Origin of the sequence: Asticcacaulis excentricus CB 48 (assembly GCF_000175215.2) — a bacterium.
Lineage (GTDB): Bacteria > Pseudomonadota > Alphaproteobacteria > Caulobacterales > Caulobacteraceae > Asticcacaulis > Asticcacaulis excentricus.
Genome location: NC_014817.1, coordinates 1,271,257 through 1,283,517, shown reverse-complemented (window position 1 = coordinate 1,283,517; position 12,261 = coordinate 1,271,257). Strand labels below are relative to the sequence as shown.

The 12,261-nt window shown below is 57.4% G+C and carries 10 protein-coding genes; 4 read left to right on the top strand and 6 right to left on the bottom strand.

The genetic code is table 11. From position 1 onward, the window contains the following. Positions 1-76 precede the first annotated feature (76 nt). Positions 77-463, bottom strand: a complete 387-nt coding sequence (locus ASTEX_RS17360) for a response regulator (protein WP_013480940.1) — start codon at positions 461-463, stop codon at positions 77-79. Positions 464-767: 304 nt separating this feature from the next. On the opposite strand from ASTEX_RS17360, the gene ASTEX_RS17355 reads away from it, so the two are divergent. Beyond that, the gene (locus ASTEX_RS17355) at positions 768-1,199 is read left to right on the top strand and encodes a MaoC family dehydratase (protein WP_013480939.1); all 432 of its coding nucleotides are present in this window, start codon (positions 768-770) and stop codon (positions 1,197-1,199) included. An 11-nt stretch (positions 1,200-1,210) separates the two neighbouring features. Next, positions 1,211-2,200 carry a riboflavin biosynthesis protein RibF gene (gene ribF / locus ASTEX_RS17350; RefSeq protein WP_013480938.1) on the top strand — a complete coding sequence of 330 codons (990 nt, stop codon included), beginning with the start codon at positions 1,211-1,213 and terminating at the stop codon, positions 2,198-2,200. Positions 2,201-2,396: 196 nt separating this feature from the next. Here ribF and ASTEX_RS17345 read toward each other — a convergent pair whose 3' ends face one another. After that, positions 2,397-3,008: a hypothetical protein gene (locus ASTEX_RS17345; protein ID WP_013480937.1), complete on the bottom strand. Its 612-nt coding sequence runs from the start codon at positions 3,006-3,008 to the stop codon at positions 2,397-2,399. A gap of 127 nt (positions 3,009-3,135) precedes the next feature. On the opposite strand from ASTEX_RS17345, the gene rnr reads away from it, so the two are divergent. Together rnr and rpmG are read left to right on the top strand one after the other, a co-directional pair. After that, a complete protein-coding gene (gene rnr, locus ASTEX_RS17340; protein ID WP_013480936.1) occupies positions 3,136-5,481 on the top strand; it encodes a ribonuclease R in 2,346 nt (781 codons plus the stop codon). A 140-nt stretch (positions 5,482-5,621) separates the two neighbouring features. Next, positions 5,622-5,789, top strand: a complete 168-nt coding sequence (gene rpmG, locus ASTEX_RS17335) for a 50S ribosomal protein L33 (RefSeq protein WP_013480935.1) — start codon at positions 5,622-5,624, stop codon at positions 5,787-5,789. 308 nt (positions 5,790-6,097) lie between these two features. On the opposite strand, the gene ASTEX_RS17330 is transcribed toward rpmG, so the two are convergent. The 4 genes from ASTEX_RS17330 to ASTEX_RS17320 all read right to left on the bottom strand — a co-directional run bounded on the left by ASTEX_RS17330 (position 6,098) and on the right by ASTEX_RS17320 (position 12,223). Continuing rightward, entirely contained in the window at positions 6,098-9,055 is a 2,958-nt protein-coding gene (locus ASTEX_RS17330; protein WP_013480934.1) for a TonB-dependent receptor, read from the bottom strand. Positions 9,056-9,605: 550 nt separating this feature from the next. After that, positions 9,606-9,755, bottom strand: coding sequence for a hypothetical protein (locus ASTEX_RS20600; protein ID WP_013480933.1), 150 nt, complete (start codon positions 9,753-9,755; stop codon positions 9,606-9,608). A 66-nt stretch (positions 9,756-9,821) separates the two neighbouring features. Next, entirely contained in the window at positions 9,822-10,625 is an 804-nt protein-coding gene (locus ASTEX_RS17325) for a DUF1499 domain-containing protein (RefSeq protein WP_245532562.1), read from the bottom strand. 149 nt (positions 10,626-10,774) lie between these two features. Next, positions 10,775-12,223 carry a bifunctional aminoglycoside phosphotransferase/ATP-binding protein gene (locus ASTEX_RS17320; protein ID WP_013480931.1) on the bottom strand — a complete coding sequence of 483 codons (1,449 nt, stop codon included), beginning with the start codon at positions 12,221-12,223 and terminating at the stop codon, positions 10,775-10,777. Between the last annotated feature and the right edge of the window lie 38 nt (positions 12,224-12,261).

Genomic DNA, 12,261 nt, shown 5'->3' with positions numbered 1-12,261 from the left:
AGTCGTCATTTCGATCTACGCTCTTTGTTTTATCGCGTCATTTTCCGAAAAGGGCTTCCCCCTCTCGGATGGCGCTTTAGAACTCGCCGAGTACGGCGGTGATCTTTTGCTTCAGCGTCGCGCCATTGAACGGCTTAACGATGTAGTTGTTCACGCCGGCCTTCTTGGCGGCGATCACATTCTCGGTTTTGGATTCGGCCGTGACCATGATGAAGGGCGTGCGTTTCAGCGAATCGTCCGAACGCACCTTCAAAAGGAGTTCATAGCCGGTCATGGGCTCCATGTTCCAGTCTGAAATGACCAGACCGTAGCTGGTCTTCTTCATCTTCTCGAGGGCTTCCGCGCCATCCGACGCTTCCTCGATGTTCTCGAATCCCAGCTGCTTTAGCAGATTGGAAATGATCCGCAGCATGGTCTTGTAATCATCAACCACCAGGATCTGCATGGACATATCGACGGCCATGTGAGTGTGCCCACCTTTAATAACTCGGGCCCGCCTTATGCAGGCCCTTCACATCTGACTGGCCCATCATGGCAGCAAGCGGATAAAATAGAGTTAAAGGCCGTGCGCAAATTTTTTTATTTAATTCAATGATATAACTATAGTTAACCATGAAAAATCGGCGTTTTATGAACCGCGTTTGAAAAAATAATGCCAAATCGGGACAGTTTTACGCAGGCTTCGCGGGCAGGATTATGCGCCGGGCGTCTTGGCAAACGCCGCTAAGCGCCCTAGATCAATCGAAAATCGATGGGAACCCTTGCTTATGACCGATGCCGTCACCGTGTATCTCGAAGACCTGAGCGTGGGTCAGTCTCTGGAGCGCGCCTTCACCGCCACCAATGCGGCCATCCGCGCCTTTGCTGATGTGTCGGAGGACCATAACCCCGTACACGTCGATGAGGCCTATGCAGCGACCACGCCGTTCAAGGGTCGCATTGCCCATGGCGCTTTGCTGAATGCGTGGATTTCGGCGACTATCGCCGGGGGCCTCCCCGGACGCGGCAGCATTTATGTGTCGCAATCGCTGACCTTCAAGCGCGCGGTCAAGATCGACGACGTGGTGACCATCAGCCTCACCGTCACCGACATTCAGCCCAAGACCGGCGTCGTGACCCTGACCACCGTCGCCAGCGTCGGCGGAAAAACCTACGCTAAGGGTGTGGCCGAGGTCATCGCCCCACGCAAGCCGGTCTGAGCATGGCGCATATGGCGAGCAAGGCTTTTCTTCTGACGCTCGAACCCGGCGGGGCCCTGCGCTCGCAGGCGCTCAATACGCCTGCGCAGGGTATAGCGTGGCCGACCGGTGCCTGCGCCGCCATCGGCAGCTTTGACGGTGTGCACTGCGGCCACCAGCGGGTGGTCGAAAACGCCATCGCCGCCGCGCGCCGTCTGGGGGCGGCTTCCGCCGTCGTCTGTTTCGACCCACACCCGCAGGCCTTCTTCCTGACGCGCGCCGGTAAGCCGGTCACGCCATTCCGCCTGATGACTCTCGATCAGCAGGTGCGCGCCTTCTCTGAACTGGGCGTCGAATACGTCTTTGTGCTGCGCTTTGACGAGACCCTGTCGGCCCTGACGGCCGAGGCTTTTACGCAGAACATCCTGCACGACCATCTGAAACTGAGCCACATCAGTTGCGGCTTCGACTTCCGTTACGGCGCTAAGGGCGTCGGTTCGGCGCAGACGCTTTGCGAGGCAGGCGCATCGATGGGCTTCACCACCGCCGTCACGCCCTGCCAGACCGATGAGACCGGGCACAAGCTGTCGTCGTCTGCCGTGCGTGAGGCGCTTGAAGCCGGCGATGCGCAACTGGCCGGGCACGTACTGGGTCGCCCACAGGCCTTTGCCGGTGTGGTGACGCGCGGCGATCAGATCGGGCGTCAGATCGGCTTTCCAACCGCCAACATCGAGCTTGGCGACTATCTGCGCCCGAAATACGGGGTTTATGTGACGCGCACGCGGCTCAGCAACGGGGAGGTATTGGGCAGCGTCACGAACTTCGGCAAGCGGCCGACGGTGGGCGGCCTCAATGAACGCTTCGAGACGCATATCTTCGGGTTGGACCACGACATCTACGATCAGGTGATCGAGGTCGAACTTCTGCATTATCTGCGCCCGGAACAGAAATTCCCGTCGTTTGATGCGCTTAAAGGCCAGATCACCAAGGATGCCGAAGCCGCTAAGGCCTATTTCGGCTAAAGCGAAGGTTCAACATATGCCAAAGTGCCTCTCTTGATTTCAGAGGAGCCGGGCGACCGGTGCCGGTGGCACGAAGGGCAAGGTGGGGTTGAAGCGGCGGGATTAACCCCACCGTCTTTGACGCCTTCCCTATTAAATCCGCCTCCCTTGAAATCAGGGGAGGCGCCTGAATGATCCATTAAAACTCATACTAATCTTAGTCACCTTTCACCCGTCGCAAGGTCGTCGTGTCGAAAATCTGAATTTCCGAGCCGTAGTCGATATAGACCACATAGGCCGGGTCCTTCGGCAGGACTTCGAAGACGCGCGATCCAGCTATACCGACGCCCATCGGACCGCACGGCAGGGCCTCGCCCTCCCCCGTTTTGACCGTCTTTTCCCAGGCTTTCAGCGCCTCACCGGTCGGAGTCAGTTCAAACAACGCCCGCGTCGTGTTTTCTGTCGTCGGGTCCTGCGCCGGGGTCAGGACGCATGCTGCGGCCTGTGGCGTGAGTTTGCGGATTTGTGGCAGGACGGACGCAATGGCGGCCTGAGGCGGCTTAGTGAAAGCGCGGATGACCGGTCTGAAATAGCTACGCTCATCCGGCCCGCTTTCCACCACGCCAAAGCCCGGAAGGGTCTCATCGGCCACCATGTGGGTGTTGGGGCAGGCAAAGGCATGCATGACGAGTTGCTGCCCCCGCACCGCCTGCCATTCGCAGCCGGTAAAGGTCTGCTTCGCCGCCTCGGTCGGCTGCGGCTCAGCGGGTTTCTGCCCGCAGGCCGACAGGCTGAGCGCCATCAGTCCTACCAATGCCACCTGGCGCATGGGTTCCTCCCCAGAGTGATCCCATTTGATACCCCGCTGTCACCGCAGAGACAAGAGCGGCCAAAAGAGACCGGCGTCGCACAAGAAAACATCGCCTCTCACCACCAAACCCTTTACAGTGCGACTCATGAAAACACCCTCTACGCCCCACGCCGCCTCTGGTTTGCCGGATGACGACACCCTCTTAGATGTCCTGAAATCTGCCCGTGAGCTGGATGTCGGCGCCCTGGCCAAGCAGTTCGGCCTCAAGGGCGAAGACCGCCGCGCCCTGCGCCAAAGGCTCAAACAGCTGGCCGACTCTGGCAAGCTGAACAAGAGTGGGCGCAAGTCGTTCGGGGCCGTCGGCGCCCTACCCGAAACCGGCGTCGCCGAGGTGGTCGAGCGCGACATCGACGGCGATTTGTGGGTCAAATGGGGCAAGTCTGATGACCCGAAGCTGAAACACAAGCCGCCTCTGGCCCGCCTCGCCCCGCTGAAAAAAGCCATTGCCCAGACGCCGCCGGCCGTCGGCGACCGCATCTATGTGCGCTTTGAGCAGACCTCTGAGGAGTGGATCGCCCACCTCGTCAAGGTGCTGGATCAGGGCGCGCCCAAGCTGGTCGGTGTTGTGCGTATCGGTAAGGCGCGCAAGGGCCCGCGCGACATCCGCATCGAAAGCGTCGATCGCAAATCGAAGGACAGCTATACCCTCGTCGCCGGGGCCATCGACGCCCTCGAAGACGGCGATGTCGTGATCGCCGCGGCGCAAGGAGGCAACCACCGGTATGGCCCCAAGCCCGCCAAGCTGATCGAGGTGATCGGCAAGGAAGACTCCCCGCGCATCGCCTCGATCATGGCCATCCATGCCCACGGGTTGAAGGTCGGCTTTGACTCGTCGACTGAGGCCGAGGCCGAGGCCGCGCAGGCCCCGGACCTTAAAGGGCGCGAAGACCTGCGCCACCTGCCGCTGATCACCATTGACCCGCAGGACGCCCGCGACCACGACGACGCCGTCTATGCCCATGCCGACGATGACGCCAGCAATCCCGGCGGCCATGTGGTGTGGGTCGCTATTGCCGACGTGGCCCACTACGTTAAATCGGGTTCATCGCTGGACCGCGACGCCCGCGAAAAGGGCAATTCGACCTACTTCCCCGACCGGGTGGAGCCCATGCTGCCGCACGTGCTGTCGTCGGGCCTGTGCTCGCTTCAGGAAGGCGAGAACCGCGCGACTTTGGCCGTGCGTATGGTTTTCGATGCCGAAGGCAAGAAGATCGGCCATCAGTTTGTGCGCGGCTTGATGCGCTCCGCCGCCAAGCTCTCCTATGAGCAGGCCCAGGCGGCGATCGACGGGACGCCCGATGACAAGACACAGCCGATTCTCGACACCCTCCTGAAGCCCTTGTGGGCGGCGCACGCCTGCCTGAGCCGCGGCCGGCGCGAGCGGCAGCCTCTGGCCATCAACTCGCCTGAGCGTAAAGTGCAGCTCGATTCCGAGGGCGATGTCGTTGCCATCACCGCCCGCGTCAGCCTTGAGGCACATCAGCTCATCGAAGAGATAATGATTCAGGCCAATGTCTGCGCCGCCGAAACGCTGGAAAAGCACAAGACGCCGCTGATCTATCGCGTGCACGAGCAGCCGAGCCTCGAAAAGGTCGGCAATCTGGCCGATTTTCTGGCCACCATCGGCCTGCCGTGGAACAAGGGCGAGCCACCGCGCACCGAACGCTTCAATCAGTTGCTAAACAGCCAGAAGGAAGGGCCGCACGCCGAAATCATCAATGAGGTCGTGCTACGCACCCAGATGCAGGCCCATTACAGCGCCGAAAATTTCGGCCACTTCGGGCTCAATCTCGACCGCTATGCCCACTTCACCTCGCCGATCCGCCGCTATGCCGACCTGATCGTGCACCGCGCCCTGATCCGCGCGTTAAAGCTGGGGGACGACGGCCTGACCGATTATGAGGTCAAGACCATGGCCGACACGGCCGAGCACATTACGGCAACCGAGCGGCGCTCGATGCAGGCCGAACGCGAGGCCATAGAGCGCTATGTGGCGGCCTTCCTAGAAGACAAGGTGGGCGCATCGTTCGAAGGCCGCATCGTCGGCGTCACACGGTTTGGCCTGTTCGTCAAGCTGACCGAGACGGGGGCAGACGGCATCATCCCGGCCTCGTCATTCGTGGATGACTACTACATCCATGACGACACGGCCCACGCGCTGGTGGGGGAACGCCATCACCGCCGCTGGACGCTGGGGCGTAAGATCGAGGTGCAGCTGCTGGAGGCCATGCCGATGACTGGCGGACTGGTCTTCAAGGCCCTGTCCGAACCTGAAGCCCCCGATCCCAACGCTCCGCGTCCGCGTCTGGGCGTGCGCTCGCGAGTCGATACGGCGCTGCGCCGCAAAGGGCCGGGCGGTCCCAAATCGGGCAAAGTGCGCCAGAAGGGCATTACCGAAAAATCGAAGACCAAGAAGGGCAAACGGCGGTAATGCTGTCTGTTAAAAGTAAATGAAGACCAAGGCCATATTGGCCATTGACTTCCGCGCGTGGATGCGTATTTTCCGCGCTCCTGAATATTTGTGCGGCCTGGAGATTCCGTTGGTCGCGATCCGTTTGTTAAGGTTCCGCCATGGCTAAGCCCGCCTCCATCAAGATCCGCCTGAACTCGACGGCGGACACCGGCTTCTTCTACGTCACCAAGAAGAATGCCCGCACCAAGACCGAAAAGCTCGTGCTGAAGAAGTATGACCCGGTCGTGCGCAAGCACGTCGAATTCCGCGAAGGCAAGATCAAGTAAGATCGCTTCCACCTCGGAAATTAAAAACCGCGTCCGGTTCTCCGGGCGCGGTTTTTGTTTTGCCCCCGCCCCGCCTGAAACCAATGCGCCGTTAGAGCAGGCATGTCGGCGGAATCGGCATAGGGGGAAGCTGACGTTAACCGCGCCCCTGCCACACCACCTGGCAACCGGGTCCGTTGCGCTCCACTTCGTTCCCTTTGGTCAACTTGTGGTGGCCCCCAAAGGAGAGCGCTCAGGCTTGGCGCACCAAAAAGAAAACGACGGCAGATTGCCCTGCCGCCGCTTCTTTTGCCTAAGAGAAGGTAAGCCTAGAACTCGTACTTCAGGCCGAGACGCACGTAGCGCGGGGTCTGATAGCTCGATGGCATGGCGTATGTCTCACGGTATTCACCCACACCAGTGTATTCCCCTTCTTCGTGGAACTGGTCTGCGCCCTTGGCGTTGAACACGTTAAACACATCAGCTGTCAACTTTACCGTACCTATCGGTATGGGTTGTTCCCAAGTGAGGTTGAGATCAAGCCGCTTGATCCACTCGCCATCGAAGGAGGAACCACGAGGCGTCAGCTTGCTATCGCAGTACCAAGCAGTCAGTGTCGTATCTACGGCGCGACCATCAGACGGAGTCGGATAGTATCCAATGCAGCCATACTTACGCGGGGACAAGATGGAGGCATTGAAGCCGCCACGCAGATTATCATTAAACTGATAAGTACCGAATGCCTTGAGATTGTAACCATGGTGGTTAGGCAGGAAACCAAACGAACCGTCGGTCCAACCCACTTCATCGAAATCTTGCGTAAGGCCAGTATCGTCCTGACCATTGTCGGATTTCACACCACCTTCAATGTTACCCTTGGTGCTGGATAGGGTCAAAGATCCTCCGAGAGACCACTTTCCGTCCCACGGACGCTCAAAATCAAAGGTAACCCCTTGATAATTCCGCTTCGCTTCTGGATAGCCGAGAACATCAGCAGGAATAGTTACCGTTCTGCCGCCCCACGTGGTCCCAAAGTCGGAACCAAGTGTAATTACGGCATCTTTACCTGGATTCAGCAACACATATCCAGAGCCACCAAATGTACCGTTGTTGCAAGATGTCGCATCAATACCCAGGTAAGAGCATACGTCATTATTCACATAGTACAAATTAACGTCTTCCATGGCCGCGCCAAGCTTACGGTAAGTAAAGGTGACGCCAGCTTTCCAGCCATTTTCGAAGCGCTTTTGAACGCCAACGATGAACTCATCCTGATACTGCGGGTCGATGTTTTGAGAGACGAGAGTCGAAGCCTCAGGAATACTGCCATCCGAGAAAGTGGCTTCGCTGACCAACGTCCCCAGTGTCGGGACCAACGTGTTTGCATCACGCGTGGTCCATGTGTAAACCTTTTGGGTGAACAGCTCGCCGCCAGCCAGGCGAATATTCGTGTTACCAGCAATAGGCAAATAATACCGCCCGAAGAAGGCAGTCATCTTCATCGACTTGTCACCATAAACGTCATACGACAAGCCGACACGCGGTGCGATAAGATAATCAGTCTCGATGAAAGCATCACCAGCCGCGTTTTTGTTTGTGAACTTGTCAGCGCGCAAACCGAGGTTAAGAGCCAAACGATCGTTTATTTCCCAACTATCCTGCGCGTAGAACGATGTATTTTCGACATCAAAGCCACCGCTGTTCGAGTATTCACGCAGGCGAACGCATTGCGCCGAGCCCGCACCACCGCAGATGGCGCTCCCGGCGTTGTAATAACGGTAGTAACCACCGCCGGAATAGCGTGAAATCACATTAGCAGTGAGTTGTTCTAAATCGTAACCAACCTTCAGGTGATGCTTGCCCAACAAATTAAAATAGAAGTCACCGTCAACGCGGAAGTTTTCGCGGTTGTCGTCGCCTTCTTCAACCAGGATAGCAGGATTACCACGCACAACTGCCCCGTCCAAATACACGGCATTTGCGTCATCAAGGAATGACTTAATCGTCTGGTTATATGACGATTTCCCGTAAAGCATAGACAGAGTAAACCAGTCAGTAAATTTACCCGTATATTTGTAAACTTGCGTCTTGCCTCCGGTCGAGTTGTTGACGAGCTTGTCTACCGGATCACCCGCGTCAAAATGGTGTGTAGCTTCGGTTTGATCGTCGCTGAAATAAGTTACTTCAAGGCGATGGTTAGGGTTCAGAACAAAGTCGAGTTTTCCGCCCCAGAACGGATCTTTCTGTTCTGCCTCTTCAACATAGTTTGTCGACCCATTACCGTAAGAGGCTCTGGACGATTGTGAGAAGTCGCGTGGATTGTAAAAAGCGAAGAAGTAAACATGATCCTTAACAATCGGACCCGAAAGCCAAACGTTAGCCTCTTTTTGGTCTATCCCGGTCCGGCCCTGGAAGTATGTGTGCAAGTCGCTATCGGCATCATTGAGGTCGGAAGCAACCACTTGCGACTTTGATGCCAACGAATCGGGAGTGTAGTAGAGCGAAACACCACCCTTGAACGTGTTGGAGCCTGAACGAGTGGTAGCAATGAAAGCGCCGCCGGTCGAACGGCCATATTCCGCTGAATAGCCACCAGTTTTGACTTCAATTTGTTCATAAAAGTCGAACGGGATGGTCGTACCGCCCAGGAAGTTGCGGAAGTTGGTAACATTCATACCGTTAACGTAGTAGATGTTTTCCGCTGGGGACGCGCCTGAGATTGACGGCGGACCGAAAACGTCATTGATCGTGATGCCTGGCACGAGATCGGCCAACGCTTCGATGGAGCGCCCGACAGGGATACGCTCAGCCACTGTTTGCACGTCAAGCACCGAACCTGTGGTGGTGCGGTCGAAGTCTAGATTTCTACGGGCCTTCCCACGGACGACTACAGTTTCAATCGAGGAACCACCAGCGGTGAACTCATAGTTTGAAACGGCGCCAAGTGTGACTAAAACAGTCTCCTCCGCCTTGGCACCAGAAGCCGTGGTGATGGAAACGGTGTAACGACCGAGCGGGATCTGAGACATCTTGAAGGTGCCGTCGACGCCGGTCTTTGCTGTCGTGGTGTAGCCGTTCGACTCGCCTGTGATGACAACCGTGGCACCAGCGGCTGCTTTACCTTCTTCAGATTTGACAGTGCCTGCCAGGGTACCAGACGTAAGGTCTTGTGCCACAGCAACGGTCGGTACGACCGAGGTGATTGCCGAGAGGGCCACTGCCGACAGCAGCGCACCGCACAGCGTCGTCGAGACCATCAGGCCTGATCGCTTCGATTTGTTGATCACTCTAGTTCTCCGGATTTAGGGCCTTGCAGAGAGTTCAAGGCCCATTGTTATGCAGCCGTGCCCGGCTGTTGGGCCAAGTTAGGCACCCGCGTCATAATTCCGTCAATCGTGCGTCATGAAAGATTAAATTACGACTGCAACCTGTTTCAATTAAGTCACACCAGAAACGGAAGGGTGTGAATAAGGCGCAACAACTTCCCAACCGAAACGCAAAATAGGCGGAAAATCGAAATATCTAATTTTTTCAATTTTCTAACAGGAGAGCGCCGCAGCTGCGCAGATACGTCACTTTATCTTTAGAGGCTCAAGCTTCACAAGCATCTGGAAGATTTCAAATTTTTGCAGATAAAAAGCTGCGTTTATCCCCACAAAAGCGCAGCTTCGGACGGCTATTCCCCCATCCCGGATAAATGCATACTTGTTTCTTTAGAAACTTTTTTTCGGAATCCGACGCTTTTTATATTGCACTGCATTATGAATATGGCGCGCCATTGTGACCATTGGTCCGCCGCATGAATCGGTGTTTTATTCGGGTGTTACGCTTGGGGGATCAGCGTTCGGCGCTGATACGCATGGCATAACCGCTAACGGGTTCGGGGGTACAACTGGCAACAGTCATTTGCGCCGCAAACAGGATCAGCCAGCCCGTGGCCAGATAAAGGGCGCGTTTTGAAACAAAAAGGCCAAAACGGGACAGCATGACGGGCTCCTCTCGACAGATGAAGAGGGTAAAGCAAGTCTTAAGCCGCTCTGTGTGGCATAAAATCTATGATTTGAGGCGCGCAATCAGCGCCGTGACACGCTGGCAATTTCCACCCAGATCGACGGCCTCCTCGCGGCTGACCGAGCGGATATCTGTCTTGTCCGGATCGAGTCGCACCACGATGTCCGATCTGTTGCCCCACCACGGGTCTTCCCAGGTAGCTTCGACGCGCCAGTCGGATTTGCCGAAGATCACATAGCCCTGCTCTGTGAGGATGCGGGCCACCGCCTCGGCGTCTTTTGTATGGCCCATAACCGACGACGCCAGTGGGCAGGTCTGGGCATTGATGGCCGCCAGCGACTGACCCGCCCATTCATAGGCGACGTTACGCCCGACATAGGGGGCGTCTTCCACGACGTGCGCCGCGGGGCCACGCGCCTCGATCAGCTTGGTCGAGAAGGTGACTGGGCGTTCCCAGTCGGTCGCCACTTCGTGAATCGGCGGACTGGACTTCAGCCGCAGCTCATAGGCATAATAACAAGCCAGCACTGATCCCGACACCAGCACCGCGCCCAAGGCCCACGGTCCGTAGGTTTTCGGTGCCTTGAACAGCGAGATCAGCAGCGACAGGGCCGACAGGATCATGGCCATCGTGGCCATCTTCGGCACATAATTCAGGGCGATGGTGTTGAAGCCCAGATCGTAGCTGATATAGCCCGTGCGTGTGGCCAGCATGGCCGTTAGGTAGGTTAAGGGGGCGAACAGGCTGATGACAAAGGCGATTGGCGCAAAGCCAAAGCCCTTCTTGCGCGACCGCCCAGTGTCCACTGCGGTTTCGCCGTCAAAATGCGTCATTTCGTCAGACACTTTGTCCCAACCCTAAACTCTTTACTGTGCCCCGGCCGACTCTCTGACAATCAAAAGGCCGCGTCACCGGTGTACCTGTTGTTGCGCGAACAATACGCAGGGAAGGTGTCAAAAATGCACCCGTTCACGCGATATTTACCTTAAGCCGATCACGGGTTCGGCGTCAGTGTCCAGATTGTCGTGTCCAGTTGAGGATCGGTCTGCGCGCCGGCAATATCCGGTGTGGCGTCCGACACGTCGTTACGCCTTTGCAGGACACGCCTTAGGCGCTCATCCGCCGTGACGTCCATCCACAAAGCTCGGAAAGCGACGCCCTGCCCTTGCGCCAAAGCCTTCGCTTCGCGCGCGCGGTCCTGATTGCGGAACGTGGCGTCGAGAATGACTGCCTGACCGCTTTGCAACGCCGTACGCGCCAGATCGAACAGGTGCGTGTACACCCGCGCATTTTCTTCCGGCGTATAGGCCTCTTTGGGCAGAGTCTCGAACTCGGGGCAGGCCCACAGGCGCTTGCGCATCTCGTCAGACCGCAGCACCAGCGCACCCGGGGCGCGGCCCGTCTCCGGCGCGATATGGCGCGAATGGGTGCTCTTGCCCGATCCGGACAGGCCACCCACGGCCAGAAGTTCGGCCGGCTTCATCTCCAAGAAGGCCTGGGCCGCCTGAAGATACATTTTCGCCTTCTCCATAGCGTAGTTGGGCGTGCCGCCATAGTTGGCATTGACGTGGCATCGCACCCCGGCACGCACCGACATATAGAGCGGCAGCAGCTTCAGCCCGGCATAAACGCTGTGAATGTCGTCCTCCAGCCGCGCGGCCTTTTCGACATAGATGTTGAGCACTGTATTGGCGGCAGCGTCATGCCCCCTCACCCACAGGTCCATCAGCAGAAAGGCCAGATCATAGAGCACGTCGATTTGGCTGAGGCGCTCATTGAACTCGATACAGTCGAAAAGCACTGGCCTGTCGTTTTCGATCAGGATATTGCCGAGGTGCAGATCGCCGTGGCAGTGACGTACATAGCCTTCGGAAAAGCGACGTTTCACATCCGCGACCAGTTCCGCATAGGCGGCCTGAATGGTGCGGTCATAAACGTCCACCGCCTCGGCCCCCAACTCGGCGCGGAAGACTTCAATATTCTTTTTGTTCGAGTCGATAACATACTTGATGTTGAATTCGTGTTCCGCGTCACGGCAAATTTCCGACCCGGCGTGGAATTGCGCTACGATCTGCCCCAGGTCGTGCATCAGGTCGAGGTCGGGCGTCCAGTTCGCGCGCGACTGGCTCTGTTCGGCCAGCACCCCGGCGGTATCGAAGCGACGCATGACCAGCACGCTTTCACCCCTGATCTCCTCAACCCCCAGATATATGTCCGCGGCCATGCGCTGATTGTAGCGCAGTTCGCGCAGTAGAGCCTTGCGGCGCTTTTCGACGGAGGTGAAGTCGAGAAAGCCGTAATCAACACTCTTTTTGACCTTGTATGCGCGCTTACCCTTCAGGATCACCACAGCGCAGGAGGTGGTGATGATGTCATCGGCACCTTCCGACAAATGCGCAATAAGGGCGTCAGGCAACGCGTCGGGCGAAAGGGGGGCGGTCATGCAGAATACTCAGGATACGGGGAAACCCTGTCTGTCTG

Excerpts from the sequence above, each read along its gene's own strand:
- ASTEX_RS17360 (WP_013480940.1), bottom strand. The coding sequence starts at position 463 with ATGGCCGTCGATATGTCCATGCAGATCCTGGTGGTTGATGATTACAAG.
- ASTEX_RS17355 (WP_013480939.1), top strand. The coding sequence starts at position 768 with ATGACCGATGCCGTCACCGTGTATCTCGAAGACCTGAGCGTGGGTCAG.
- ribF (WP_013480938.1), top strand. The coding sequence starts at position 1,211 with ATGGCGAGCAAGGCTTTTCTTCTGACGCTCGAACCCGGCGGGGCCCTG.
- ASTEX_RS17345 (WP_013480937.1), bottom strand. The coding sequence starts at position 3,008 with ATGCGCCAGGTGGCATTGGTAGGACTGATGGCGCTCAGCCTGTCGGCC.
- rnr (WP_013480936.1), top strand. The coding sequence starts at position 3,136 with ATGAAAACACCCTCTACGCCCCACGCCGCCTCTGGTTTGCCGGATGAC.
- rpmG (WP_013480935.1), top strand. The coding sequence starts at position 5,622 with ATGGCTAAGCCCGCCTCCATCAAGATCCGCCTGAACTCGACGGCGGAC.
- ASTEX_RS20600 (WP_013480933.1), bottom strand. The coding sequence starts at position 9,755 with ATGCTGTCCCGTTTTGGCCTTTTTGTTTCAAAACGCGCCCTTTATCTG.
- ASTEX_RS17320 (WP_013480931.1), bottom strand. The coding sequence starts at position 12,223 with ATGACCGCCCCCCTTTCGCCCGACGCGTTGCCTGACGCCCTTATTGCG.